This is a genomic window from Pseudomonas sp. GZJR-8, from assembly GCF_002916705.1.
Classification (GTDB): Bacteria; Pseudomonadota; Gammaproteobacteria; order Pseudomonadales; family Pseudomonadaceae; genus Aquipseudomonas; species Aquipseudomonas synxantha_A.
Genome location: NZ_JXSI01000009.1, coordinates 161,626 through 187,117 on the forward strand (window position 1 = coordinate 161,626; position 25,492 = coordinate 187,117).

Sequence of the window (25,492 nt, forward strand, 5' to 3'; positions counted from 1 at the left end):
AAAGGGCGCCAGTATGCCAGCCAAGGGAGCGTTTCCGGGAAAAAATCAGACCGGAGCGCCGTGGCGCCCCGGGCCAAGAGGTGTCAGACGAAAGAATCGTCGTCGCCAAAGGAAGAGGAATCGTCGGAATAATCGCTGTCAGCGAAGCTGTCGGCATTGTTGCTGCCCCAACTATCATTGCCGGCAAACTTCTGGTCATCGTTGCCCCAGTCACCCTGGTCACTGGCCGGTGCCGGTTGTTCGATGATTTCTTCCACCACCTGTGGCTGCTGATTATGGTGGAACAGGCTGCTGATGCCTTCGGCGAGCAACACACCACCGGCCACACCGGCAGCGGTCTTCATGGCGCCGCCGAGGAAACCGCTGCCCACGGGTGCGCCAGCCGGTGCTTGCGGCGGCTGATAGTTTTGCTGCGGTGCTGGCTGGTTGAACGACGGCCGCGCCGGCTCACGCCAGCCGCCACCGGAGTTGTTCGGCGCAGGCTGTGGCTCACGGGAGCTACCGCCAAAGATGCTCGACAGGAACCCACCACCACTGGCCGGCGCCGGTTGCGCCGACTTGGCCCGCTGCAGTTCGTCCTGCAATTGCTGGATCTGTTGCGCCTGTTGCTTGTTTTGCGCATCCAGAGCCTGGAGCGCATGTTCCTGCACCAGCAATGACTGGGTCATGTAGTAGCCGGCGGCCGGCTGGCGAGTCATGTGCTCCTTGATCCGCGCTTCGGCCTGGGCGTCGCGGGGGGCTGAGTCCGTTTCGGCTTGCTGCAACCGTGAAAACAGTCCATCGATCAGGGTTTGCTCTTCGCTGTTCATGGCGACCTCGTTAGATTGCCGATAAAAAATTCCGGTCCCGCCTGTGATCAGGCCGGGTGCCTTCCAGTTATGGGGATGTTACGAGTTGTTTCAATGGTCTTTACTCAAGGTTTACGTTTGCGCCCCTTTGGACCCTGATCGGTTAAAGTGTGGCCCTCTGCTTCCAGGCCTGTGATGACCCTGATGAATCCGTTAGACGTTTTGCGCGACTCCTTGCGTTTTACCCAGCGCAACCTGGGCGCCATCGTGCAGTTGTGCCTGCCGTTGGTGATCCTTGAAGCCCTGCTGCAACAAATACTGGACCACACGCTGGGCCCGGATGCGTTTCCCGGCTACAGCGTGGTCGTGGGTTTATTGGTGTACCCGCTGTACACCGGCGCCCTGATCCTGTTTCTCGACGCCCGCACCCGTGGCGAGTCACCACGCACCAAGGATGTATGGGCTATGGCATTGAGCCTGTGGCCGCGCTTCGCCCTGCTGACGGCCATGAGCACGTTGTTGATATTGCTGGGCCTGTCGCTGTATTTCCTGCCGGGCTTGTGGCTGATGGTGGTGTTGGCGTTTGCCGAATACCTGCTGGTGCTGCGCGGTATGCCGGCCCTGGAGGCGATGAAGGAGAGTTTTCGCCTGACCCGCGGGCATTTCTGGCGAATCCTGGTGTGCCTGCTGTGCGTGATGACGCCGTTGTGGCTGCTCAAGGGTGCCAGCGTGGCGGCGTATCCCGAGCCCGCGCCGCTGCTGGGGCTGTTGATGGACAGTGCGCACAGCTTCCTGCAGTTGTTTACCAGCGTGGTGCTGTTCCGTTTATTCATGTTGATCGGTGGCGACGCCGACGCGCGGTGATATGCTCCGTGCCTCTTCTGACACGCATATAAGCCGAGCCGATGACCCGTTTATTGCGCATCACCCTGTTGAGCCTGTTGATCATCGCCGGCCTGCTGGCCGCGCTGATCTACAGCCTGACCTGGCGCCCTGCCGACAAAGAAACCCTGCCCGTCAGCTGCGTGGCACCCCGTGCGCCGACGCTGCTGCCGGGGCAGGCGCTCAAGGTCATGACCTGGAATGTGCAATACCTGGCCGGCAAGAACTACGTGTTCTGGTACGACACCCCGGACGGCAGCGGCCCGGACGATCGCCCTACCGTCGAAGACATGGCCTTCAGCCTCGACGAAGTGGCCCGGGTGATCCGCGACGAACAACCCGACATCCTGCTGTTGCAGGAGCTCGACGAAGGCGCCAAACCGTCCCACTATCAGGACCAGCTTGCGCTATTGCAGGAGCGCCTGGTCGACCTCTACCCGTGCAGCGCCCAGGCCTTCGACTGGAAAGCCGACTTTGTGCCCAGCCTGCATATCTTCGGCAGCGTCGGGCGCAAGCTGGCGACACTCAGCCGCTACCAGATCGAGCACGCCGAGCGCCTGCAATTGCCGACCGCCGATGCCAACGTCATCAGCCGCCAGTTCCAACCCAAGCCAGCTCTGCTGCTGACATATCTGCCCTTGAGCGATGGCGGCCAACTGGCGGTGCTCAACACCCGCCTGGACGGCGGCGCACCTGGGCGCAGCGCGGTGCAGGAGCAAGTGGCAAGCACGGTAAAACTGCTGGATAAACTCGAAGGTCGCGGCACACCCTGGTTGATTGGCGGGGATTTCAACCTGCTGCCACTGGGCCAGTTCCTGCGCCTGGACGCTGGCAAGCGCGGCCAGTACTCGCCGGACAGTGAGTTGCATCTGCTGTGGGACAAATACCCGATGATTCCCAGCAACAGCCAATCCAGTGGCATCGACCGTGAGAAATGGCTGACGCACTTCCCCAACGACCCAAGCCTTGATGGCCCGGATCGCACCCAGGATTACCTGTTCTACAGCTCGCGGATCAAACGCGTGGAGGCGAAGGTGCGCCAAGACGATACGTTGCGTATTTCCAACCACCTGCCGGTAATCGCCCGCTTCCTGCTGCCTGCCGCGCAATAACCCCTAGGGTTTCAACGCCTGGGCCCGCAGCGGCTTAAGCCACTCAAGGCTTTCAACCGTGGTGCCGGATGGGCGGTACTCACAGCCGATCCATCCTCGGTAGCCACGCTGCTCCAGCGCCGCGAACAAGGCGGCAAAGTCCATGGTCCCGGTGCCCGGCTCGTGACGCCCCGGGTTGTCGGCGATTTGTACATGGACGGTCCTGTCGTAAAACTGCGCCAGTACCCCGGCTGCGTCGCCGGTCAAAAGCTGGGCATGGTAAAGATCCAGAATCAGCCCGACACTCGTAAAGGTTTCCAGCACCTGTTGCGCCTTGTTGAAGTCAGACATGTAATAGCCGGGCATCGCCTGCGGGCAGATCACTTCAATAAGCGCGCGCAAACCCTGATCTTCGAGGTACTTGACCGCGTATTCCAGGTTACTTGCGTAGGCAGGCGCGCTCTCATCCTGGGGCGTGGTCACGCCAGACATGATGTGCACATCCGAGCAGTTCAGCGCCTTCGCATAGCGGGCCGCCTCGCGCAGCCCATCGCGAAATTCCTGCTCCTTGCCCTGCAAGGCAGCGATGCCTTTGGTAACACCTGCCGGCGCTGCGAACTGAATCAACGGCAGGTTGTATTGAGCCAGGTGATCGGCGAGCAGGCTGGCGTCAAATTCATAGGGCGATGGGAACTCCACCGCCCTGAAACCGGCAGCGGCGGCGGCTTCGATGCGTTGCAGAAAAGGCAATTCGTTGAACTGGAAACCGAGGTGAGCATTGAATTTGAGCATGGGTAACTATCCATCCTGGGAATAAACAAATCATCAGCCTGGAGCCTCATTCGCGGCTCCAGCGCCGCGCTATTGAAAGTGGTCAGTGCAAATACTCATGCTCTTCGTATGGTATTTTCCCACTCCAGTGCGGTGGGGGCATCTGCCCCGACGGGAACGGACTGAAGCTAACCATTCGGAATAAAACCTGTGATCAAGAAAGACCTCGCCCTGCAGTTGGCCCCACGCGTCATCGACATGGTTCGCGCCCGTTCGATGAAAGCCGGTGAGCCCTTGCGCGAGCAGACATTTGCGCAAGCGCTCGGGGTGTCGCGCTCGCCGATCCGGCGGGTTTTTGCCTTGCTCGCCGAGTGGGACCTTGCCATTCAAGAGCCCAATCGTGGCTATTTCCTCAAACAAGGTGCCGGGCAGATTCAGGAAGCCGCAGTCCCTTGCGCCAGCGATCCGTTCGAGGACTTTTACCTTCGCGTGGTCGACGACATTCTGAGCGGAGAAATACCGGCGCACTTTTTCGAAGCGCAGTTGTTGCGACGCTATGAGGTGCCCCGGGGGCAGTTGCTCAAGGTGCTGAACCGGTTGGCCGGCGAAGCCATGGTGGAGCGTAAGCCAGGCCAAGGGTGGGGCCTCAAGGACTTCGTGCATAACACGCAGGCGCATATTCATAGCTACCGTTTCCGGATGGCCATCGAACCGGCGGCGCTGCTTGAGCCCGGTTATCAGGTCAATCACGCCGCGTTTGCCCAGGCCAGGCAACAGCAACAGGCCTTGATCGACGGCGAGATCCAGACCTTGTCCCGCGCGCAACTGTTCCAGCTGGGGGCCCAGTTTCACGAAATGATCGTGCAGTGCTCCGGCAATGTTTTTTTCATCGACGCCATACGCCACCAGAATCAGCTCAGGCGCTTTATGGGCTACAAGGCCAACATTGATCGCACGCGTCTTAAGGCGCAATGCCAGGAACACATCCATTTGCTCGACCTCATCGAGTCTGATCGGCGTGAAGAAGCCGCACAGTTTCTCTGGCGCCACCTGGATCAAGTCGGCCGACTCAAGACTGATCAACGCGCAGTGCCAGAAGAAAGCCAAATCTAGAGCACGTCACTGACTACCCGTCAGTGCCGCAGCTTCGCCATCACCGCGCCCAATAACGGGCCAAGCAGCCTAGCACAATTGTTTCTGATCAAAACAGAATACAAAAAAATCACCAAACAGTTAATTTTTTCACTACATATTGTATTTCGTTACAACAATAGGCAATCATGCGCGCCGCTCGGACTCGGATCCGTAACGAATCGCACAGGGATGGTGGCCATGAACGAAAGGACGTTGGGTAGTGCAGCGGGAGTCTCAAACCTCCTGTTCGGGGTGTACAACACAGTGGTTGCCCTGCTTGGCGTGATGCTGGCCTATAAAGGCGGCGTGCTGATGGCCGCGGGCGGGTCACCCTATTACGCGATGATGGGCACCGCGCTGTTGTTATCGGCCATCCTCTTGGGCCTGAAAAAGTCCCTGGGCCTCTACCTTTATGGCGCAGCCTCTGTGGCCACCTATGCCTGGGCGGTGTGGGAGTCTGGTTACGATGGCTGGGCCTATATTCCACGCCTGGCCTGGCTGGCGGTTCTCAGCGTGCCGTTCCTGGCGTTCTGGCCCGTGGTACGGCGTGATTTCGCCAAGGTCAGAAAAAGTCATTACTTCACCATTATGGGTGTGCTGCCGCTGGTGATGGGGGCTACCATCCTGGTGCCGCTGTTCTTCCCCACAAGCGTTCACCTTGCCGACTCGACGCTTGCCACCACACGCCCCGCCGCCGCCTTCAGCCGCAGTTCTGTCGCCTCTCCAGACGGCAATATTGCCGCGTCACACACCGAGACCAACTGGACCGCCTATGCAGGCTCCAACCTGGGCAACCACTATTCAGCCGCGTCGCAAATCACGCCTTCGAATGTGTCGGGCCTGGTCAAAGCCTGGGAATACCACCACGGCGACGTGAAGCAACCCGGTGAGAAAACCAAGTACTTGAACGAAGCCACGCCGATCAAGGTGGGTAACTCGCTCTACACCTGCACCCCCAAGCAAATCATCATTTCCCTGGATGCCACCACTGGAAAGGAGAACTGGCGATTCGACTCCAAAGTCGACCTGGACTACTTCGCCAATGGCGGCGCCTATTGCCGTGGTGTTTCTTATTTCGAAGTCCCCAATGCCATTGGCTTGTGCGCCTCGCGTATCATTTGGGGCACCAATGATATTCGCCTCGGCGCGGTAGACGCCCTGACCGGCCAGGCGTGCCCCGACTTCGGCAACGCAGGCTTTGCTGATTTGAAAGACGGGCTGGGCATTTTCAGAAAAGGTTCGACGGGTATCACGTCTGCCCCTCTGGTCATTCGCGGGGTGGTGATCACCGGTGGCCGAGTACTCGACTCGGATGTGCGCCCTGCCCCCTCGGGCGTGGTGCGCGCCTACGATGCAGTAACCGGCAAACAGAAGTGGGCCTGGGATTTGGGCCGGCCAGACACCAACGCCCCCGCGGGTAACAACGAGACCTACACCCTCAGCACCCCCAACTCGTGGGCACCGCTGTCGGCCGACGATGAACTTGGCCTGGTGTATGTCACCACCGGCAACGCAGCGGGCGACTTCTATGGCGGCACCCGCACAGCACAAGAAGACACGTTCAGCTCGTCCCTGGTCGCACTGGACGCCACCACCGGTAAAGTCCGCTGGCACTTCCAGACAGTCCACCATGATCTATGGGACTACGACCTGAGCCCGCAACCCAGCCTGATTGATTTTCCGACGGCTGCCGGGCCACGCCCGGCCGTGATCCAGGCGACCAAATCCGGCCAGTTGTTCGTGCTTGACCGCGCCACCGGCGAACCACTGGTGGATATCGTGCAAGCTCCTGTCCCACAGGGCACCGCCCCGGGAGACTACACCGCAGCCACCCAGCCACTGTCCCCTGATATGCCGAGCACCATGGGGCGTCCATCGAAAACACCGGAAGTACTGACCGAAGCCAATGCCTGGGGCCTGACGCCTTTCGATCAGATGCAATGTCGCCTCGAATTTCGCCAGGCACGCTACGAAGGGATCTTCACCCCGCCGGTCGTGGGCCAGCAAAGCCTGATCTTCCCCGGCCATCATGGCGGCTTGAACTGGGGCGGTGTGATGGTCGACCTCAAGCGAGGGCTGCTGATCATCAACAACCAGCGCCTTCCTTATATGCAGGGGCTGGTACCGCGCGAACAACTCGACGCCATCAATGCCAAGTCGTTCCAGGAGTCGCCGGGCAACGCCCAGGGCTTCCGCGTCCAGGCCGGGCTACCTTACGGCGCAATTAAAGACCCGTGGATGTCATCCCTGGACCAGCCTTGTATTGCGCCACCCTGGGGCTTTATCTCCGGTATCGACCTGCGCACTCGCGATGTCGTGTGGAGCCGCCCGTTCGGCACAGGCTATGACAGTGGACCTTGGGGGATCGCCTCCAAGATGCGCTTCGAAATCGGTACGCCGAGTGATGCAACCGGCGTGACAACCGCTGGCGGCGTGACGTTCATCGGCGCCGCTATTGACCGGTTCATGCGGGCTTACAACAGCGAAAGCGGTGAGCTGCTCTGGGAAGAACGCCTCCCGGCAGGCAATCAGGCTTCGCCCTTGACCTACATGAGCCAGGGTCGACAGTACGTGGTGGCGGTGGTTGGCGGTCATGACCGAATCCCAACCAAGTTAGGTGACAGCATCATCGCCTGGGCCCTGCCTGAGCAGTAAATCGAGTGCTGCAAGAGAGGCTCGCCATGAGCGTATCGGTGGGTAAAACATATACATGTTCTACCCCCCTCAGTCATGGCGTAGTTTCTGGCACGTGTCGCATCACTTCAGAGTGATGACAGGCTAATGACTTATCGCGGGAAATTTATAAGTAGCGGCCATCACTGCTGCCCTTTATTCACGTAGCAATACCCACTTCTACGCCAGATTCAAAGCGCCTGACTCTCTCAGCGCGCTCGCAGGCGATTGCGCCCGGTTTACTCAGCCGGTGAGAAGCCTGCGCATCGATATATATGCTTTACGTTTTATAAAATTGGATAGGAATTAACAATGCTCGAACTTTCTGATGGTTTGTATCTATTGGTGGGCGTCAGTTTTATTACGTCATTCATGACGGCTGCCATTGGCGTGGGCGGCGGGATTGGACTGCTTGCGGTTATGCCTCAATTCATCCCCATTTCTGCGGTTGTACCGGTTCACGGCTTGATTCAAATGGTCAGCAACGCCAGTCGATTCGCGTTTGACTTCAAAAGTGCAAAAGTGGAAATCCTGCCTAAATACGTTATCGGCTGCCTGGTCGGCGCGTTCATCGGTTACTTCTTCATCGGCAAATTTCCCGAGCAATATTTATCACTGATTCTCGGCTTCTTCATCCTGGCCATCACCTGGACCAAGATCGTCGCACGCCTGGGTTTTATATTTAAAAACTTTGCCCTGGTGGGCTTTTTTCAAACCTTCCTTTCACTGTTCGTGGCCGTAACCGGTTTGATATCGCAGCCCATCCTGATGAAGATGAATATTAATAAAAACGAAGTCATTGTCACCCACGCCATGCAAATGAGCGTACTGCACGGGCTCAAGGTCGCCGCCTTTGTTATTGCAGGTTTTGCGTTCATGGATTACGCCAACCTGATCATCATCATGATTACCGCCTCCACATTGGGTTCGTACCTGGGCGGCTTTCTCAGAGACCGTATATCGCAGCGTGTCGGCGCAATGCTGTTAAAGGCAGGGGTGACGTTTTTTGGTTTGAAGATGATCTTCGATCATTTTTTCAACGGCCTGTAAAAAGTTCTTCCAATAAAACAAGGAGCGTGAAATGAGCACACGTAAGTTTGATTTTTTTGAAACCAAAGAAATCTCGACGTTTCTGAAAGAGCATGGATATTGCGTTATCAAGCCTCAAGACCACTCTCTGGAAGCCTTTAGAGAGACCGCCGGCAAGTTCGGGCTGATTCAGTTTCATACCAAGTCCGATGAACATGGCGTGGTGGGCGGTGGCGAGCCGATCAACAAGGACTGGCAACGTTTCAAGGATGATTATCATGGCGAACTGTCGAGCGATTTTTTCCCGCATACCGATGGGTCATTCTTGAATGGCATCGCCTACGTAGAGGGCACTGCGAAAAAAATCACGCCACCCAAATTCGTCATTCTCCAGTGCGTTTCAAAGCCTGAATTTGGCGGCGACAACTTCCTGGTAGATGGGCAGAAAATCTACAATGACCTGCTTGCCAATAACGCCGAGACATTAAAAATTTTGATGACCAGCGGCAGTGTTACTTACTGCCGCGACGACTTGTTGTCCATCGATTGCGCAGTCTTTGAAAAAATCGATGACGAAACGTTAAGAATTCGCTACCGATATGACAGCACTGCGTTTATTCCCGAATGGGCCAACGCGGCGTTTAAATACATCCAGACCCACTACTCCACCAACGAGCGTTACATTACCCCCATCAGCCTTGAGCCAGGGGACATTCTGGTGATGGATAACCTGCGGGTCCTGCATGCCCGGCATAAATTCATCGATGGCAACCAGCAGAGAAAAGTAAGAAGGCTGTGGATCGCTGATGATGCGAGCACCACATTCAAGAACATCCTGAATCAGTCCCCTGTGCGCAGGGCCATGCTGCCCTTTCAGAACTACAATATTGCCCAGTCTGAAACCGCCGGGCATTCGTTCATCGAGTACACCTGCGGCATCCACGCCCAAGCGAGCAAATCGCTGCCAGACGCGCATAAGCAATTTGACAGTGCGCTTGAAGCGCTTTAAGCCCTTCAAGACAACCTCCTTGCTGTGATTCAACGCTTTCAGGTAACCCCCCAGTCATCAAAACGACTGGGGAGTTACTTACATTCAAGGCTTTCTGGGTTTGATCCGGGCCGTAGCTTCGGCCACCAACGGGTCATCCGGCCAGTAATGCTTCGTACCACCTAGCACCTTCGACATTGACAGCGTTGTAGCCCCTGACTTACCGGGCTTATGAGGTTTGCGTGAGAAACACCGTTGACTGTCAATCACGCTATGACGGATTGACATTTGGAAAGGGGATTTTATAGAGGGTTGACACACCACGGCGCATAGCGAAGGGAGCTCAGACGGGAAAACATTGACATTCAAAAGCCAACCACGCCCCTCTGGCCCCAATACACCATGACGGCACAAGGCCCCTGACCGCGAAGACCGCTCACATTCCTGGGGGAATATAACCGGGGACATACCTGACATTGGTGCACTTGCCATGAAGAATTCGTCCATCTTCGATCAGGAACTGCGCAATCTTCTTTTGTTGATTGATCTTCGCCTGCAATTTGCAATCGGAACTGTGCCCGACTTGTTGATAGTGTTCGGTGTACACCATGCCATTACCGGTATGGGTCATTGATGTCCCGGCCGCTTCGGTGGTGGTCCAGCTCGCGGACTTGTACCAGGTCAGCACCGCCAAGGGTTCGCCGTTCGAACCGAGTTCCTTTTTGATCGAATCGGGTTTGCCGAACAAGTCCAGCGCTTCCTGCATATCACGCCCTTCCCAGCGGCTTTGCGCAATAGTGGAACAGCCAGTCAAGAGCAAGACGGCCAACAGAGTGGTTAACAATAAGCGTATGTAAGTCATTGGCTGTCCCGGCTTATTTATTCAGTTCGAGCAGGCTGTCGATGTTGTCCATCATCTGGCTCTTTTCCTGAATCGGTGCGAGTTTGAAGAACATCTGCTGCAGCATCTCGATCATCTGCAGGTATTCCATCTTGCCCACGGCGGCCATGTCGTTTTTAGCTCGACTGCCCGGCGCACAGGCAAACTTCAGCGCTTGCTGTACCCAGAACTCTTTCGGGGTTTGCCATTGATTGGCAACTTTCAGATGGCGCAGGGTGTAAGCCAGACGCTCGACGGATTGGCCATTGATAAAGCGCACTTTGCCCGTAGAGCACTGGGCTTCGAGGTTGTACACGTCGATCATTGGTTTGCCGGGCTCTTCATAAACCAGGGTCACCGCGACCATGGTCGCGCCTTTAGTTTTTTCAGAAGGCACTACCGACGTGGCATCGGCGACGTACATGATGTTTTTTTGGGCCACGCCGTTGCCGTAGATAATCCACCAGTCACCAATCGGATTGGGCTCTTCGGCATTTGCCGAATTGGAGGCAAACAGCAGCGCAGCCGACAAGAAGATCAACTTCTTGAACTTGAAGAGAAATGACATGGGCAGTTCCGTTCCTTGGGTACACGTTGCCAGGCAGCAACTTGTTATTGTTCGGGCCGCCACTTTAGGAGGCGGCTCGGACAGGCACAATTAGGGCGGATGGGCTAATGGCGCGCTGCCATTACTGCTCAGGTGCCTCGAGGTTTTGCCCGTGCTGTGGCTTCGGCCACCAACGGATCATCCGGCCAGTAATGCTTCGGATACCGCCCCTTCAAATCCTTCTTCACCTCGGCGTAGGTACTGCGCCAGAAGTTCGCCAGATCCTGCGTGACCTGCACCGGCCGCCGCGCCGGGGACAGCAGGTGCAACTTCACGGCCAGGCGCCCGCCGGCGATACGCGGGGTGTCTGCCAGCCCGAACAATTCCTGCAAGCGCACCGCCAGAATCGGCGGCTGCTCGCTGTAGTCCAGGCGTACCGATGATCCCGACGGCACTTTCACATGCTGCGGCGCCAACTCTTCCAGGCGTTGGGGCAATGGCCAGGGCAGCAGGTTATGCAGGTAGCTGGAAATATCCAGGTTGGCGAAATGGCTGAGGCGCGAGACCTTGCCCAGGTAAGGCATCAACCAGTGTTCGAGGCTGGCCAGTAGCGCCTTGTCGCTGATGTCGGGCCACTCGCGGGTGTTGCCGGCGTCGAGTTGGCGCAACAGCATCACACGGGCTTGCCACTGACGCAGTTCCGGAGTCCAGGGCAGCAGTTCCAGGCCTTTGCGGCGCACGAGGTTGACCAGCGCCTGGCTGCGGGCGGATTCGTCGAGGCCGGTCAGCGGTTCGCGGCTGAGTACCAACTCACCGACTTTGCGTTGGCGCTCGGCACGCAAGACGCCTTCGCGTTCGTCCCAGTCGAGTTGGTCGACATTGCGCACTTGCTCGGCCAGCACCGTGTCGAACAACGCCGGATCAAAATCCGCCGCCAGGTAGATGCGTTCTTCGCGCTGGCCCTGGCGACTGCCCAGGTCGGCGATCACCAGCCAGGGTTGTTTCATCAGGCTGTCGGCTTCGGCAAACAGCGCCGCGCGACCATTGGCCAGGCGATATTCAGCGCCACCGGGGCGACGTTGCTGGGCGACGCGGTCCGGGTAGGCCAGTGCCAGCAAGGCGCCGAGCCAGCGCGGGTGGTCGGGATTGTCCACCGGCTGGGTCGCCTTGCCGCGCAGGTAGCCACGGTATTGCCGTGCCAACTGCTTGGCGCGCTGCACGCCACCCTGAGTGCCGCGTGCGCGTTCTTCACCGGCCATCAGCGCCAGGCGGCTGTGCAAGTCGGCACCGCCGCCGCGCAGGATATCGCGCTCGCCCAACAGGGCTGCCACGTCACAGGCCATGGCAGCCAGCCCCAGGTCCTGGCCACGCAATAACAGATGGGCAATACGCGGGTGGGCCGGCAGCTCGGCCATCTTCTGGCCATGGGCGGTGAGGGTTGCTTCGTTCAATGCACCCAGGCGTTGCAACAGCTCCTGAGCCTGGGCATAGGCGGCAGTCGGTGGGATGTCCAGCCAAACCAACTGGCTGGGCGTCACGCCCCAACGCGCCAGTTGCAAGGCCAGCCCGGCCAGGTCGGCGGCGAGAATTTCCGCACTGCCATAGGCGGCCAAACCGTCATGCTGGTCTTCGGACCACAACCGATAACACACCCCCGGTTCCAACCGCCCTGCCCGACCGGCGCGCTGGGTGGCGCTGGCACGGGAGATGCGCTGGGTGTCGAGGCGCGTCATGCCGCTGCCCGGGTCAAAACGTGGCACCCGCGCCAGCCCGGCGTCGATCACCACGCGCACGCCGTTGATGGTCAGGCTGGTCTCGGCGATGTTGGTGGCCAGCACCACTTTGCGCTTGCCGGCCGGCGCCGGGTCGATGGCGGCGCGCTGGGCGTTGAGGTCCAGCTCACCGTGCAGGGGGCATAACAGCACATCCGGGCGATCACCCAAGGCCTCGGCCAGTTGCTGGTTGACCCGGCGAATCTCCGCTTGCCCCGGCAAAAACACGAGCACGCTGCCGGTCTCGTCATGCAGGGCTTCGAGGACGGTTTGCACCACGCGCGGCTCGATAAACTCCCCGGCCTGGTACGGCCGGCCCCAGCGCATCTGCACCGGGAACATGCGCCCTTCACTGCGCAGAATCGGCGCGTCATCCAGCAAGCCCGCCAGGCGCTCGCCTTCGAGAGTGGCGGACATCAGCAGGATCTTCAGCGGCTGGTCGTCGCGAAACAGCTCGCGCCCGTTAAGGCTCAGGGCCAGCGCCAGGTCGGCGTCGAGGCTGCGCTCGTGGAATTCGTCGAAGATCAACAGGCCCACGCCATCCAATGCCGGGTCGTCCTGCAGGCGGCGAGTGAGGATGCCTTCGGTCACCACCTCGATACGCGTGTTGGGGCCGACTTTGCTGTCCAGGCGAATGCGGTAGCCCACGGTCTCACCGACCTTTTCACCCAGCTCGCTGGCCAGTCTTTCGGCGGCGGCCCGTGCGGCCAGGCGCCGGGGTTCGAGCATCAGGATGGTTTGCCCGGCGAGCCACGGCTCATGCAACAAGGCCAACGGCACGCGGGTGCTTTTACCGGCGCCAGGCGGCGCTTCCAGCACGGCTTCATGGCGATGCGCCAAGGCGTCACGCAGGGCGGGTAAAACATCATCGATCGGCAACGAATTCATAAGGGTTCTCTGGCAATCCGCGCAGTTAAGAGGCGTAACCGATCCGGCGACTGCCTAATGTATGGGCCGTCCATACCAACACATGACCATCGAGTTGACGTCCTGCTTTTCGTCGGAGCTCTCTTCAGGTTTTTGATAGAGACACACAAAAACCACGATGGCCCCGACGCCAAGGGTCCCAAGACTTAAAACAATATCCAAATCGACATTTGAATGAAACGAGTCAAAGAACACTCGCGGCGCAGCCCAGTGGATGAAGAATATAAAGAGCGGAAAAATAAAAGCCCCTTTCCACAGCACAATGTCGACGGGAAATTCAAGCAACCTGCAGGCAGCAAGAAACCCCAACAGGTAAGCGTAATAAGTAACCATCAAGCTGATCATGAATTTCGTCAGGGCCAAGGCCATGATCACCAGCCAATGCTCCTTTGCTGCATATGAAACGGGTGCAATAAGACGGGTGATACCGATGATCAGACAGGTTATGACCATTAGTACTGCGATAGAAATAGGTGCCAGTCCTTCACCGTAAGCTTTGTTCAAGAGCTCGCCAACTTCGGGTTTCAGACAAGTGCCCCAGTAAATCAACGCCATGGAAAACAACAAATACACCAGGAACAAACTGGAGTATTCGACGAAAAAAGCTTTCAGATCTTCACAAAAAGTCCGGTTATAAAGTGTGTTTGCCTGCTGCTCTTCAGTCATCATCCTTCCTTGATTTTTGTAAACTGCACAGTGTTTCGTCTGCAAACAGGAAAGCTTGAACACCATTGGCGTCCAGACAGGACGGCGAGTATAACGGCGAACTGCCGGATGCCGATGCAGGTCTCAAAAATACCCACTCTTTGGACTGGGAATGCAGTCAAAGGTGGGAGCTGGCTTGCCTGCGATAGCGGTGTGACAGTCACCGCTGTATTCCCCGAACCGACGCTATCGCAGGCAAGCCAGCTCCCACATTGGTTCATAAGCGTTTGGCAGATCTGGCTTATAGTCACCCTTAAATAGTGTTCAGGAGACTTTTTCATGCGTATCGCTTCCCGTGTCATCGGCGGTGTCCTCGCCGTCACCCTGCTGAGCCAACTCACCGCCTGCGGCTCGATTTTCTACCCCGACCGCCGTGGCCAGATCGACGGCAAGATCGACCCGGCCATTGCCGTGCTCGATGCCGTCGGCCTGCTGTTCTACGTGATCCCGGGCCTGATCGCGTTTGGGGTCGACTTCGCCACGGGCGCGATCTACTACGAACCCGGCAAGACCGCCCAGGTCGCGCCCGAGAAATTGCACGAAGCCATCGGCGCCGACGGCAAGGTCGACAATGCCAAGCTGCAAAGCATCATTGAGAAGGAAACCGGCCGCAGCTTGCCGCTGGACGACCCGCGTCTGATCCAGTTCAAGGGCAGCGTGCAACAACTCGCGTCCCTGGGCCTGCAGCCCGCCGCGTAAGGACAGCCCATGACCAGCAGTCCCGAACACGCCAGGCTTCTGCGCCTGGCCACCCGCGCCTCGGTGGGCGTGGCCAGTGTGCTGATTATCACCAAGGCCATCGCCTGGTGGCTCAGCGGCTCGGTGAGTATGCTCGCCGGGCTGACCGACTCGCTGCTCGACGGCGTGACCTCGCTGTTGAATCTGCTGGCCGTGCATTACGCCCTGCGCCCGGCCGATGACGATCACCGTTACGGGCACGGCAAGGCGGAGTCGCTGGCGGGCATGGCGCAAGCCTTGTTTATTGCCGGCAGTGCGGTGCTGATTGCGCTCCAGGCCTTTGAACGGCTCAAGCATCCGGAGCCGGTCGGCGCACCGTGGCTGAGCATTGGCGTGATTATCCTGTCGCTGGCGCTGACCGTGGCCCTGCTGATGCTGCAACACCGCGTGGTGCGCGAGACCGGCTCCAACGCGGTGCGCGCCGACTCGCTGCACTACCGCTCGGACTTGCTGCTCAACGGCAGCATCCTGATTGCGCTGGTGTTGGCCGGTTTTGGCTTTCATCAGGTCGATGCCTGGTTTGGCCTGGGTATCGCCGCCTATATTCTGTGGAGCGCGATCCAGATCGCCCGCGAAAGCTTTGCGGTGTTGATGGACGAAGAGTTACCGTCAGATGTCAGCCAGCACATGCTGGAACTGGCTCGTGGCGTACCCGGCGTGCTGGGGGCCCACGACTTGCGTACGCGGGTTTCCGGCAACCACTGGTTTGTGCAGCTGCACCTGGAGTTGCCGGGGGAATTGACGCTGTCGGTGGCTCACGGCATCAGCGACCAGGCCGCCGACGCCATTCACCGGGAATACCCGAAAGCCGAAGTATTGGTGCACGCCGACCCGCTGGAAGTGGTCACCGGCAACAAAACCTAGTACTGCACCTGATACCCACGACTGCCCAGGCAGTTGCCCTGGGCCTGGCGGTAGGTTTGCACCACCGCCGGGTCCGGGGCGTAGGTGACGGTGCGCGGGTCGAAGCCGCTTTGCTGCACCGCCCAGCGATAACAGTCGTAGCCGTCCTGCTGCACCTGCGCCGGCGATTGGCCGTTGGCAGGGTAGGCCACTACGTCATAGCCGTTGCCTTGCGGCGCCGGCTGGGGTGATGGCACTTGCGCAGGAGGCTGCACCACCACGTATTGCTGGGTGCTTTGCTCATAGGCGTAGTACGCGCCAGCGGCAAGGAACAACAGCGAGCCCCCTACCCATACTTCACGCGCATAGTCCGGCAGGTAATGCACACGGATGCCATAGGGTGGTGTCACCACCACGTAGCGTGGGCCTTGGGGGCGATACCAGTAGCCGCCGGAGAAAAAGTAGTCCTGGCCACGGTAAGGCACGCGGTAATTGCGGTCGGGAAAACGGTCGATGACATAACCAGGGCGATGTTGCGGGCCCGGACCCCAGCCGTTGCCATGCCCGTCGGGGCGGCCTGGCCAGCGGTTATCACCGGGGCGATCGTTACCCGGACGCGAACCGGGGCCGCCAGCCTCCCAATGCCGATTGTCATCGGGGCGCCTGGGGATATCACGGTAATAACCCTGGCGCGGTTCCTGAGTCTGGCGCACCGTATCGGGCCGGCCCTGGATCGGCAGGTTATTGGAAGGTTGCGGTGCAGGTCGCCCTGGCTCATGACCTTGCGGGCGACCTTGCCATTGGCCACCCTCGTGCTGGCCGCCGCGATCATCCTGCGGGTTTTGTGGACGTGGCTGATTGTGCTCAGGCCGTTGACCCGGGCCCGGTGAGTTATCGCGCTCGTCGGCCATTACCTGCGTGCCGACGCTTGCCACCAGCAAACCAACACCTGCCATACGCCAGATGCGCTTCATGCTTTTCCTCACTGCGGATTAGGGCCTACACATGAGACTGGAAAAGCCTCACCCGGTTCTCACGCAGGTTATCAGTCGTGGGCACTATTTTCTCAAGGCAAAAGAAAAGGGGTGACCCGTCGGCCACCCCTTGAGAATTTCGTCCGTGCTCAACGCTTTTGACGTTGGCTCACCTCACGCCGTCTTGTGGACAGTGTGCAGCCTGGAGGCCGGCTCAACCCTGCTGGGGCGGCGGCCGCAGCGGGCCTGATTGGGCGCGCTGCTGTGGACTGTTGTCCAGGCGGTGATTCTGTTGGTAATCATAGGCGTGCCGGGCGGACAGATGATTGCGAAGATTGCGTCAATAAACAGTGCTTGCGCAATTTTTAACCCTTCATGGATAATTCACCGCAATAGTTACGACAAAGGCCAACCCAATGAGCAAGCTTGACCGATACGACCTGAGTATTTTGGCGGAATTGCAGCGCGACGCGAGGATCTCCAACCAGGAGCTGGCCGAACGCATCGGCCTGTCGCCTTCGCCCTGCTCGCGCCGGGTCAAGCAATTGGAAGACGACGGCTATATCGCCCGCCAGGTCGCCCTGCTGGATCGCAAGATGCTCGGCCTGAGCCTTACGGCCTACGTATTGATCGGCATGGACCGGCACACGCCGGAGCGTTTCGAGAATTTTGAAGCCGCCATTCGCACCTTGCCGCAAGTGCTGGAATGCAGTTTGGTGACCGGGATGGACGCGGACTACCAGTTGAAGGTGGTGGTGCCGGATATGGACCATTACCAGAAACTGCTGCTGGGCCATCTGACCCGCATCGAAGGGGTGACCAGCGTGCGTTCCAGCTTTGTGCTCAACCAGGTACTCAACAGCACCGAACTGCCGCTGACCCACCTGCGCACCTGAGAACACAGAGATTCAAATGTGGGAGGGGGCTTGCTCCCGATGACTGAGTGTCAGTCATTTATCAACTGACCCACCGCTATCGGGAGCAAGCCCCCTCCCACATTTGGATTGTGCTTCGACTCAGGTCAATGTTGCGTCTGTAACGCTGCCGTATACTGCTCGCTTGTCTTGCTGGAAGAGCCCCATGAACAACATCGACCCCGCCCTGTTTGAAGAATGGATGATGACCGGCCTGGTCACTATCCTCATCATTTTCATGGGCTTTATCGTCTGGGACCTGGCGAAGAAATCCAAGGCCGGGCGCTTTGGCTCATTCATTCTGTTTTTCGTGCTGGGCCTGGGCGTGGCCGCGTTCATCATCAAGAGCGTGGTGATCGGCTTGATCGAGTCCGGCGCTTTATAGGCGCGCCGGTACTGCTTTCCATTGGCCTTGATCCAGGCCGTCGATAGACCAGTCACCAATGCGCACGCGCACCAGGCGCAGCGTCGGCAGGCCCACGGCGGCAGTCATGCGCCGAACCTGACGGTTGCGTCCTTCCCGAATCACCAATTCCAGCCAATGGGTGGGCACGCTTTTACGAAAACGTACCGGCGGGTTGCGCGGCCATAATGCCGGCTCATCCAACTGACGGGCCTCGGCAGGCAAGGTCATGCCGTCGTTCAGTTCGACGCCATCGCGCAGGCGTTGCAGCTGTTCTTCGGTCGGCTCGCCTTCCACCTGCACCCAGTAGGTTTTCGCCAGCTTGTGCTTGGGGTCGGCGATGCGCGCCTGAAGCTGGCCATCGTTGGTCAACAGCAGCAAGCCTTCGCTGTCACGGTCCAGGCGCCCGGCCGGGTAAATACCGGGAATGTCGATGAAATCCTTGAGGGTCGCGCGACCGCCTTCGTCGCTGAACTGGGTCAACACGTCGAACGGCTTATTGAACAGGATCAGCTTCGGCTCGGCCGGTGGCGCCTTGGCGACACGCCGAACAGGCTGCGAAGGTTTCACGCCTGGGCGGCGCGAATCGGGACGGGTAGGACGGGACATGGCAAAGAAACATCTAACGGTCAGGACCGACAATGCTAGTGGCCTGACCGCCAAATGACCATCCCAACCGCTTAGCGGAACGGCGGCTCGTCGAAGCTGCGCAGTTTGCGCGAGTGCAACGAGTTGAGTTCGGTGCGCAACAGGTCGACCGCCTCGATGCCGATCTTCAAGTGCTGGCTGACCGCACGCTCGTAGAACGCGTTGGCCGAACCCGGCAGCTTGATCTCGCTGTGCAAGGGTTTGTCGGATACGCATAACAAGGTGCCGTAAGGCACGCGCAAACGGTAACCCTGGGCGGCGATGGTGCCGCTTTCCATGTCCACGGCCACGGCGCGGGACAGGTTGATCAGCGGCCGTTCCTGGGCCCAGCGCAATTCCCAGTTACGGTCGTCATAGGTCAGCACGGTACCGGTGCGCAGGCGTTTTTTCAGCTCTTCGCCTTTTTCGCCAGTGACGTGGGCCGCCGCTTGCTGAAGCGCCAACTGCACCTCGGCCAGGGCCGGGATCGGGATGTTCGGCGGTACCACGCGGTCAAGAATCCCGTCACGGCGCATATAGGCGTGGGCCAGTACGTAGTCGCCGATGGTCTGGGATTGGCGCAGGCCGCCGCAGTGGCCGATCATCAGCCAGCAATGCGGGCGCAACACGGCCAGGTGGTCGGTGATGTTCTTGGCGTTGGACGGGCCCACGCCGATGTTCACCAGGGTCACGCCGTGGCCGTCACTGGCTTGCAGGTGATACGCCGGCATCTGGTAGCGATGCCAGACCACGCCGGCGGCAATCGCCGAAGCTTCGCCGTGGTCCATGCTCTTGTCGATGACCACGTTGCCCGGCAGCACCATGCGGATAAAACGCGGGTCGCTGCGCAGTTGTTCCAGGCCGTGCAGGATGAACTGGTCAACGTAGCGGTGGTAGTTGGTCAGCAGGATCCACGGCTGTACATGGCGCCAATCGCTGCCGGTGTAATGCACCAGGCGGCGCAGGGAAAAGTCCACGCGCGCCGCGTCGAACAATGCCAGGGGCAGCGGGTCGGTGTTTTCCCAGTCGTAAAGGCCATCGGCAATGCCGTCGGTGGCGGCGGACAGGTCGGTACTGGGGAATACGCGGGCCAGGGTCGCGGCGGTCACGCCGGAGCCGGCCAGTTCGTCGCCCTGCTCCACCACATACGGGTACGGAATGTTCTGCTGGCTGACGCCCACTTCCACCGTGACGGTGAAGTCGTGCATCAGCGGCACCAGTTGCTCCAGCAGATACTTACGAAACGCGGCGGGGTGGGTCACGGTGACGCTGTAGGTACCCGGCAGTTGCACCTTGGCATATGCACGGGTGGTCTGTGGGACTTCGCCATGGCAGTGGTAGGTCAGGCGCAGTTCCGGGTAGCGAAACAGTGCACGTTGTGCGGCGTCGGGCTCGACGCGGTCCTTGAGGTATTGCTTGAGGGCTTGATTGAGCGCGCCGGTGGCTTGCTCATGCAGAGCCGCCAGCCGGTCCACGGCTTCTTCGGCGGTTTTAACGACAACAAAAGCTTCGGTCACGGTAAGCATCCTGTGTTCTGGACTTGCAGGCCTTTATCTTGCCTGTATCCCGGCCTCACCGAAACAGCCGGATTGGAATGCACCTTAAAATATGGGAGATGGCGGGGTTGAGCGCGCGACTATGGCTTCTACATCCACCCCACGCGGCAAGGTGCCATATACCCGCCCCGACGATTCGCCCAACCGGCTGGCGATAAACCCGTCGCTGACCGCCGCATTTCCTGCCTCCAGCAATAACTTGGCCTGCAACGCCACGGCAATATCCTCGGTCAACTGCCGCGCACGGTACTGAATGTCCTGGGTGTCCATAAACGCCGACTTCAACTGCTCGATATGCCGCGCCAGTTGCTTGTCACCATGGCCGTCTCCCAACTCAACAAACAGCACCTCCAGCACGCCCGGCTCTTTGGACAAGGCGCGGAGTACGTCTAGGCATTGCACATTGCCGGAACCTTCCCATGTCGAGTTCACCGGCGCCTCACGGTAAAGACGCGGCAAGATGCTGTCTTCCACATACCCGGCGCCGCCCATGCATTCGGCGGCTTCGTTGATCATCGCGGGCGCTCGCTTGCAGATCCAATACTTGCCCACCGCCGTGACCAGCCGAGCGAACTTGGCTTCCTGTTCATCTTCAAGATGATCCAGGGCGCGCCCCATGCGCAGGCTCAAGGCCAGGGCCGCTTCGCTCTCCAATGCCAGGTCGGCCAGGACGTTCTGCATCAGCGGCTGCTGGTTGAGCACGCGGCCACCGACCAGGCGGTGCGCGCAGTGATGACTGGCCTGGGTCAACGCCTGGCGCATCAAGGCGCTGGAGCCGACCATGCAATCGAAGCGGGTCATGGCGACCATTTCGATGATGGTCGGCACACCCCGGCCCTCTTCACCGACCATCCAGGCCAGGGCGCCGCGAAACTCTACTTCGCTGGACGCGTTGGAGCAGTTGCCGAGTTTGTTCTTCAAGCGCTGGATATAGAACTCGTTACGCGTGTCATCCGGGCGGTGCCGGGGCAGCAGGAAACAGGTCAGGCCCTTGTCGGTCTGGGCCAGGGTCAGGAAGCCATCGCACATCGGTGCCGAGCAGAACCACTTGTGGCCCACCAGTTCATAGGCCTGGCCGGGCCCACCCGCGCCCACCGGATAAGCGCGTGTGGTGTTGGCCCGCACGTCGGTGCCGCCCTGCTTCTCGGTCATGGCCATGCCGATGGTGGCGCCGGCTTTGTGGGCAATGCCGACGTTGCGTGGGTCATATTGGGTCGAAAGGATTTTCGGCAACCAGCGATCTGCCAGGTCCGGTTGCAGGCGCAAGGCCGGAACGCAGGCGAAGGTCATGGTCAGCGGGCAACCGGTGCCGGCCTCGGCCTGGCTGTGCAGGTAGGTCACTGCCGCACGGGCCACATGGGCGCCGGGCTGCGGGTGAGCCCAGGGCAGCGACGGCAGGCCATGCTCAACAGCAGTGCACATCAGTTCGTGATAAGCCGGATGAAACTCCACCAGGTCAATGCGATGACCATAACGGTCATGGCTGCTGAACACCGGTTTGTTCTGATTGGCCAGGAACCCGGCTGCCATCAACGGCCCTCCGGCCAGCGCGCCGTAGGCATCGATACGCGATTCGGCCCAGCCGGCGCCAAAGCGACGCGACCATTGCTGCAGGGGCAAGTCGATGCGATACAGGTTGGTGCCGTCCAAGGACGGTGGCTGATTGGTGACGTCGTGGGTTTCGGCAAACTGATGCAGGTTCATGACGGGCCTCCTGGAAAAAGGCCACGTGAAAGAGGGGCCTTGAATTCAGTTAAGCACCGACCTCACGCTTAAAACAGTGGCATACCCGCCGAATGCCCGGCGCTTTCGCCCTCACCCAAGCGCAACACGCGGCGCTCCAGCACCCCTTGCAGGGCTTCGAACCGCACCGGTTTAGCCAGGCGATCAGTCATGCCGATGCCATGGCAGCGTTCACGCTCTGGTCCATCACTTGAGCTACTCAAGGCGATCACCGGCAACTCACCACAGTCGGGCAGTGCACGAATCTGACAGCACAATGAGAAGCCGCCCTCCGGCACGTCGAGCAGCACCGCATCGAAGCGATTGCCTTGTAATGCCGCGAGTGCCGCCGGGCCGTTATCTACGGTTTTCACCCGGTAGCCGAGTTTGAGCAACATGCCACGCACCGCCAACTGGCCGACGCTGTTGTCGTCCACCAGCAACACGGTGCAATCCTGGGGCGCACGCTGCCTGGGCTGCGCTTGCCCGCTCGGCTTGGGTTGCGCAGGCACCACGCTGACGTCCACCTCCAACTGAAAACGGCTGCCCTTGCGCGGCTCCGAATGATGGGTCAGGCGCCCACCCAACAGCTCGATCAACTGCCGGCAAATCGCCAAACCAATGCCCAGGCCGCCGTATTCGCGAGTCATCGAGCCATCAAGCTGGAAGAAGCGCTGGTACAGCGTGGCCTCATCGAGAAAGGCGAAGCCGATACCGGTGTCGGTGACAATAAAGCTCAGGTGCAGTGCACCCTCCCCTTCGGGCACCCCGACTACGCGCAAGCGCACAGCGCCGAGTTGGGTAAATTTGAATGCATTGTCCAGCAGGCAATCCAGGCATTGGAGCAGTTTGTCGGCATCGCCGATCACCCGGTCCGGCAACTCATCGGCAACATCAATGGAAAACGCCAGGCCCTTGCTCTGCGCGCTGGGGGTGAACTGCTGGCGCAAGGTGTCGAGCACACCGCGCAGGCTGAACGCTTGCGGCTGGGCCACCATCCGACCGGCCTGCAACTCGGTCAGGGTGAGGATACCGTTGACCATGCGCATCATGTCCCGCGCCGAGCCCGCGGCGGTTTGCTGGTACTGCGCCAGGTCCTCGCCCAACGGCACGGTCTGCATCAATTCCAGGGAACCAATCACCCCATTCATCGGCGTGCGCAGTTCGTGGGTCAGGGTGGCGAGAAACTCGTCTTTGAGGCGATTACTGCGGGCCAGTTGCTGGTTGAGCGCTTCGAGCTTCTGGCTGGCGTCGAGGAGGATTTGCGCCTGCTGTTCGCGCATACCGTTGATGCGGTCGGCCAGGGCCAGGGACAGCAGTGCCACTTCAATGGCCGAGCCGAGCTGGCTGGCGTACATGGTCAGGAACACGTTGGGCAGGTAGCCCAGCACCATCAGCGTATTGACCACTCCGCCCAGCAGGAACGCCGACCAGGCGATGATGAAGTAGCGCGCCATGCGCTGCCCGCAGTACCAGGCCTTGATCGCGGCGACAAAGATGGTCACGGTGAACACCAGCGCCAGGCCGGTGGCCAGGCGCAGGGCCACGGCGTAGCTGGTCAACAGCGCCAGCGCCATCACCACGCCGCCGCACGCTGCCAGCGCCAGCAGGATCCGGTCGATCCAGCGGCTGTGCTGCACGGTGTGCAGGAAGCTGCGGGCAAACAGGCTGCCGAACAATGCCGCCGATCCGATCAGGAACGGCACCGCCGCATTCGCCCACCACGGGTTGTTCGGCCAGAAGTACTGCACCGCGACGCCATTGACCGACAGCTGGTACAAGCCGAACGATGCAATATAGAGGATGTAATAGAGGTAGCTGGTGTCGCGCACGCTGAGGTAAATGAACAGGTTGTAGATCAGCATGCCCAGCAGCACACCATAAATAGCCCCGAGTACATACAAGCGCAGCGGTTGTTCTTCCAGGTACGCCGTGCCCGCCCACAGGGTCAGCGGCGCCTGGATCGAGCCCTGGCTTTGCAAGCGCAGGTACAGGGTCTGCTGCTGATCGGGCGCAAAATTGAGCTTGAACAGGTAATTGCTCTGGCTCACTTCACGGCTGGAAAACGGCAATGCACTGCCGGTGCGGGCGGTCAGGCGGTAGTGACCGGTGCCGTCGCTCTGATACAGGTCCAGGCGATTGAGCGGCGGATAAGCCAACTCCAGAAACCAGGTGCGCGGTGCACGAGGATCTGTTGCGCTGTAATGCAGGTTGACCTTGAGCCAGAACACCGAGCGCGAATAGCCGGCGTTGAGGGTGGCTTTGTCATGGGTCTTGAACTGGGCGGCGTAGGCGGGGGAACTGACATCGGCAATGGTGAGGGCATCGGTTGGATCTTCGAGCACTTGCATGACCTGGCCCAGCGGCAGGCTTCGCGTGTCCTGGTTGAACTCGACGGCGCCGGCGAGCAAGGGTAGCCCGCACAATATAAAGATCAGCAAATAGCGCATAGAGCCCCAGCGTGGCCTGTCCGGTTATGTCAAAAGCCCCCCATCCTTTTGAGAAGACGTACACCGGCGATACAGTAAGTTGTTTGAATGCACTTTAGCATAGCCATTAAAGGCCATTGGACACCATTGAACTATTTTTTTGAAAGGCTCTACATCAAGGCCTTCAGAGGATTTTCATGCTGTTTCAATCGCCAGAAAAGCGCTGCTCCAGCGCTCACACTTCAACCATCGTCAGACGGCCACGCAAAAAGCGTTTGGTGGTAAGCTCGCGCACCATGAATATCTACAGCTCTCGCCCTGTTGTCCTCTGTCTCTCCGGCCACGATCCCAGTGGTGGCGCCGGCTTGCAGGCAGATATCGAAGCCCTGCTCGCCCAGGGCTGCCACGCGGCCCCGGCCGTCACAGCGTTGACCGTGCAGAACACCGTCAATGTCAGCGACTTCCGCGTGCTCGACCGTGATTGGGTGATGGCCCAGGCCAATGCCGTGCTCGGCGACTCCGAAGTCGCGGCCGTCAAACTGGGCATGCTCGGTTCCACCGCCATGGTCGATACGGTGGTTGAACTGCTGCAGGCGCACCCGCATCTGCCGGTGGTCTGCGACCCAGTGCTGCGCGCCGGCGGCGGCGGTAGCCTGGGCAAGGACGAGGTCGGCTATGCGATGCGCGAGCGGCTGTTGCCCTTGTCGCTGATCGCCACGCCCAACCTGCCGGAAGCGCGCATCCTGGCCGAACTGCCAGACGGCACTGCCGACGAGTGCGCCGAGAAACTGTTGCCGTACATCAAGCACCTGCTGATCACCGGCGGCCATGGCGACGAACATGAAGTGCACAACCGCCTGTACAGCCGCGACGGCACGCGCCATACCTTTACCTGCCAGCGCTTGCCCGGCAGCTATCACGGTTCGGGCTGCACCTTGGCCAGCGCCCTGGCCGGGCGCATCGCCCAGGGCGAAGGTTTGGCCAGCGCGGTGCAATCGGCCCTCAACTACACCTGGCGCACCCTGCGTGACGCCGAGCAACTGGGCCAGGGCCAGTTCGTGCCGCGCCGGCTGCCGCTGGATTTCTGCTCGTAACTTAT

The 25,492-nt window shown here is 59.8% G+C and carries 22 protein-coding genes and 1 pseudogene; 11 read left to right on the forward strand and 12 right to left on the reverse strand.

All coding sequences use genetic code 11. From position 1 onward, the window contains the following. Positions 1-83: 83 nt before the first annotated feature. Entirely contained in the window at positions 84-809 is a 726-nt protein-coding gene (locus TK42_RS18555) for a DUF2076 domain-containing protein (RefSeq protein ID WP_103734839.1), read from the reverse strand. A gap of 183 nt (positions 810-992) precedes the next feature. On the opposite strand from TK42_RS18555, the gene TK42_RS18560 reads away from it, so the two are divergent. Beyond that, complete coding sequence (locus TK42_RS18560) at positions 993-1,652, forward strand: YciC family protein (RefSeq protein WP_005791669.1); 660 nt, start codon at positions 993-995, stop codon at positions 1,650-1,652. 41 nt (positions 1,653-1,693) lie between these two features. Then, complete coding sequence (locus tag TK42_RS18565; RefSeq protein ID WP_103734840.1) at positions 1,694-2,782, forward strand: endonuclease/exonuclease/phosphatase family protein; 1,089 nt, start codon at positions 1,694-1,696, stop codon at positions 2,780-2,782. A gap of 3 nt (positions 2,783-2,785) precedes the next feature. On the opposite strand, the gene TK42_RS18570 is transcribed toward TK42_RS18565, so the two are convergent. Then, positions 2,786-3,553, reverse strand: coding sequence for a hydroxypyruvate isomerase family protein (locus TK42_RS18570; RefSeq protein ID WP_103734841.1), 768 nt, complete (start codon positions 3,551-3,553; stop codon positions 2,786-2,788). Positions 3,554-3,742: 189 nt separating this feature from the next. Between TK42_RS18570 and TK42_RS18575 the strand changes: the two genes are divergently transcribed. The 4 genes from TK42_RS18575 (at position 3,743) to TK42_RS18590 (ending at position 9,377) form a co-directional block, all read left to right on the forward strand. After that, positions 3,743-4,645 carry a GntR family transcriptional regulator gene (locus tag TK42_RS18575; RefSeq protein WP_005791674.1) on the forward strand — a complete coding sequence of 301 codons (903 nt, stop codon included), beginning with the start codon at positions 3,743-3,745 and terminating at the stop codon, positions 4,643-4,645. Between the two features lie 219 nt (positions 4,646-4,864). Next, on the forward strand, positions 4,865-7,321 hold the full coding sequence (locus TK42_RS18580; RefSeq protein ID WP_103734873.1) for a membrane-bound PQQ-dependent dehydrogenase, glucose/quinate/shikimate family: 2,457 nt from the start codon (positions 4,865-4,867) through the stop codon (positions 7,319-7,321). A gap of 330 nt (positions 7,322-7,651) precedes the next feature. Beyond that, positions 7,652-8,389: a TSUP family transporter gene (locus TK42_RS18585; RefSeq protein ID WP_005791677.1), complete on the forward strand. Its 738-nt coding sequence runs from the start codon at positions 7,652-7,654 to the stop codon at positions 8,387-8,389. 31 nt (positions 8,390-8,420) lie between these two features. Next, the gene (locus TK42_RS18590) at positions 8,421-9,377 is read left to right on the forward strand and encodes a TauD/TfdA family dioxygenase (protein ID WP_103734842.1); all 957 of its coding nucleotides are present in this window, start codon (positions 8,421-8,423) and stop codon (positions 9,375-9,377) included. A gap of 84 nt (positions 9,378-9,461) precedes the next feature. Here the strand turns inward: TK42_RS18590 and TK42_RS27395 are convergent. The 5 genes and pseudogenes from TK42_RS27395 to TK42_RS18610 form a co-directional block, all read right to left on the reverse strand. After that, positions 9,462-9,530: pseudogene (locus tag TK42_RS27395) on the reverse strand (hypothetical protein); the annotation flags it as partial. A gap of 262 nt (positions 9,531-9,792) precedes the next feature. After that, positions 9,793-10,218 (reverse strand): hypothetical protein, encoded by a 426-nt coding sequence (locus TK42_RS18595; protein ID WP_103734843.1) that lies wholly within the window; start codon positions 10,216-10,218, stop codon positions 9,793-9,795. 13 nt (positions 10,219-10,231) lie between these two features. Beyond that, the gene (locus TK42_RS18600; protein WP_005791681.1) at positions 10,232-10,804 is read right to left on the reverse strand and encodes a hypothetical protein; all 573 of its coding nucleotides are present in this window, start codon (positions 10,802-10,804) and stop codon (positions 10,232-10,234) included. Positions 10,805-10,932: 128 nt separating this feature from the next. Continuing rightward, entirely contained in the window at positions 10,933-13,443 is a 2,511-nt protein-coding gene (hrpB, locus tag TK42_RS18605) for an ATP-dependent helicase HrpB (protein WP_103734844.1), read from the reverse strand. Between the two features lie 54 nt (positions 13,444-13,497). Then, positions 13,498-14,148: a hypothetical protein gene (locus tag TK42_RS18610; protein WP_103734845.1), complete on the reverse strand. Its 651-nt coding sequence runs from the start codon at positions 14,146-14,148 to the stop codon at positions 13,498-13,500. 318 nt (positions 14,149-14,466) lie between these two features. On the opposite strand from TK42_RS18610, the gene TK42_RS18615 reads away from it, so the two are divergent. Beyond that, on the forward strand, positions 14,467-14,886 hold the full coding sequence (locus TK42_RS18615; RefSeq protein ID WP_005791686.1) for a hypothetical protein: 420 nt from the start codon (positions 14,467-14,469) through the stop codon (positions 14,884-14,886). 9 nt (positions 14,887-14,895) lie between these two features. After that, complete coding sequence (locus TK42_RS18620; RefSeq protein WP_103734846.1) at positions 14,896-15,789, forward strand: cation diffusion facilitator family transporter; 894 nt, start codon at positions 14,896-14,898, stop codon at positions 15,787-15,789. Here TK42_RS18620 and TK42_RS18625 read toward each other — a convergent pair. Beyond that, entirely contained in the window at positions 15,786-16,742 is a 957-nt protein-coding gene (locus TK42_RS18625) for a DUF6515 family protein (protein WP_032879324.1), read from the reverse strand. The two genes, TK42_RS18620 and TK42_RS18625, sit on opposite strands and share 4 nt — an antisense overlap. A gap of 416 nt (positions 16,743-17,158) precedes the next feature. Here TK42_RS18625 and TK42_RS18630 point away from each other — a divergent pair, with 416 nt between their 5' ends. Together TK42_RS18630 and TK42_RS18635 are read left to right on the forward strand one after the other, a co-directional pair. After that, positions 17,159-17,638 (forward strand): Lrp/AsnC family transcriptional regulator, encoded by a 480-nt coding sequence (locus TK42_RS18630; RefSeq protein ID WP_003194418.1) that lies wholly within the window; start codon positions 17,159-17,161, stop codon positions 17,636-17,638. Between the two features lie 193 nt (positions 17,639-17,831). After that, entirely contained in the window at positions 17,832-18,041 is a 210-nt protein-coding gene (locus TK42_RS18635; RefSeq protein WP_025999909.1) for a DUF2788 domain-containing protein, read from the forward strand. On the opposite strand, the gene TK42_RS18640 is transcribed toward TK42_RS18635, so the two are convergent. The 4 genes from TK42_RS18640 to TK42_RS18655 all read right to left on the reverse strand — a co-directional run bounded on the left by TK42_RS18640 (position 18,036) and on the right by TK42_RS18655 (position 24,414). Continuing rightward, the gene (locus TK42_RS18640) at positions 18,036-18,668 is read right to left on the reverse strand and encodes a pseudouridine synthase (RefSeq protein ID WP_005791693.1); all 633 of its coding nucleotides are present in this window, start codon (positions 18,666-18,668) and stop codon (positions 18,036-18,038) included. The two genes, TK42_RS18635 and TK42_RS18640, sit on opposite strands and share 6 nt — an antisense overlap. 71 nt (positions 18,669-18,739) lie before the next feature. Beyond that, on the reverse strand, positions 18,740-20,212 hold the full coding sequence (gene amn, locus TK42_RS18645; protein ID WP_164699529.1) for an AMP nucleosidase: 1,473 nt from the start codon (positions 20,210-20,212) through the stop codon (positions 18,740-18,742). A 75-nt stretch (positions 20,213-20,287) separates the two neighbouring features. After that, positions 20,288-21,946, reverse strand: a complete 1,659-nt coding sequence (locus TK42_RS18650; protein WP_103734847.1) for an acyl-CoA dehydrogenase family protein — start codon at positions 21,944-21,946, stop codon at positions 20,288-20,290. A 68-nt stretch (positions 21,947-22,014) separates the two neighbouring features. Further along, a complete protein-coding gene (locus TK42_RS18655) occupies positions 22,015-24,414 on the reverse strand; it encodes a hybrid sensor histidine kinase/response regulator (protein ID WP_103734848.1) in 2,400 nt (799 codons plus the stop codon). A 275-nt stretch (positions 24,415-24,689) separates the two neighbouring features. Between TK42_RS18655 and TK42_RS18660 the strand changes: the two genes are divergently transcribed. Beyond that, positions 24,690-25,487, forward strand: a complete 798-nt coding sequence (locus tag TK42_RS18660) for a hydroxymethylpyrimidine/phosphomethylpyrimidine kinase (protein ID WP_103734874.1) — start codon at positions 24,690-24,692, stop codon at positions 25,485-25,487. Positions 25,488-25,492: the final 5 nt, after the last annotated feature.

What these genes read in the sequence shown, in the direction of transcription:
- TK42_RS18655 (WP_103734848.1), bottom strand. Translation starts at nt 24,414, where the DNA reads ATGCGCTATTTGCTGATCTTTATATTGTGCGGGCTACCCTTGCTCGCC.
- TK42_RS18660 (WP_103734874.1), top strand. Translation starts at nt 24,690, where the DNA reads ATGAATATCTACAGCTCTCGCCCTGTTGTCCTCTGTCTCTCCGGCCAC.
- TK42_RS18625 (WP_032879324.1), bottom strand. Translation starts at nt 16,742, where the DNA reads ATGAAGCGCATCTGGCGTATGGCAGGTGTTGGTTTGCTGGTGGCAAGC.
- amn (WP_164699529.1), bottom strand. Translation starts at nt 20,212, where the DNA reads ATGCTTACCGTGACCGAAGCTTTTGTTGTCGTTAAAACCGCCGAAGAA.
- TK42_RS18650 (WP_103734847.1), bottom strand. Translation starts at nt 21,946, where the DNA reads ATGAACCTGCATCAGTTTGCCGAAACCCACGACGTCACCAATCAGCCA.
- hrpB (WP_103734844.1), bottom strand. Translation starts at nt 13,443, where the DNA reads ATGAATTCGTTGCCGATCGATGATGTTTTACCCGCCCTGCGTGACGCC.
- TK42_RS18610 (WP_103734845.1), bottom strand. Translation starts at nt 14,148, where the DNA reads ATGACTGAAGAGCAGCAGGCAAACACACTTTATAACCGGACTTTTTGT.
- TK42_RS18580 (WP_103734873.1), top strand. Translation starts at nt 4,865, where the DNA reads ATGAACGAAAGGACGTTGGGTAGTGCAGCGGGAGTCTCAAACCTCCTG.
- TK42_RS18565 (WP_103734840.1), top strand. Translation starts at nt 1,694, where the DNA reads ATGACCCGTTTATTGCGCATCACCCTGTTGAGCCTGTTGATCATCGCC.
- TK42_RS18620 (WP_103734846.1), top strand. Translation starts at nt 14,896, where the DNA reads ATGACCAGCAGTCCCGAACACGCCAGGCTTCTGCGCCTGGCCACCCGC.
- TK42_RS18640 (WP_005791693.1), bottom strand. Translation starts at nt 18,668, where the DNA reads ATGTCCCGTCCTACCCGTCCCGATTCGCGCCGCCCAGGCGTGAAACCT.
- TK42_RS18560 (WP_005791669.1), top strand. Translation starts at nt 993, where the DNA reads ATGAATCCGTTAGACGTTTTGCGCGACTCCTTGCGTTTTACCCAGCGC.
- TK42_RS18615 (WP_005791686.1), top strand. Translation starts at nt 14,467, where the DNA reads ATGCGTATCGCTTCCCGTGTCATCGGCGGTGTCCTCGCCGTCACCCTG.
- TK42_RS18630 (WP_003194418.1), top strand. Translation starts at nt 17,159, where the DNA reads ATGAGCAAGCTTGACCGATACGACCTGAGTATTTTGGCGGAATTGCAG.
- TK42_RS18595 (WP_103734843.1), bottom strand. Translation starts at nt 10,218, where the DNA reads ATGACTTACATACGCTTATTGTTAACCACTCTGTTGGCCGTCTTGCTC.
- TK42_RS18590 (WP_103734842.1), top strand. Translation starts at nt 8,421, where the DNA reads ATGAGCACACGTAAGTTTGATTTTTTTGAAACCAAAGAAATCTCGACG.
- TK42_RS18585 (WP_005791677.1), top strand. Translation starts at nt 7,652, where the DNA reads ATGCTCGAACTTTCTGATGGTTTGTATCTATTGGTGGGCGTCAGTTTT.
- TK42_RS18600 (WP_005791681.1), bottom strand. Translation starts at nt 10,804, where the DNA reads ATGTCATTTCTCTTCAAGTTCAAGAAGTTGATCTTCTTGTCGGCTGCG.
- TK42_RS18555 (WP_103734839.1), bottom strand. Translation starts at nt 809, where the DNA reads ATGAACAGCGAAGAGCAAACCCTGATCGATGGACTGTTTTCACGGTTG.
- TK42_RS18570 (WP_103734841.1), bottom strand. Translation starts at nt 3,553, where the DNA reads ATGCTCAAATTCAATGCTCACCTCGGTTTCCAGTTCAACGAATTGCCT.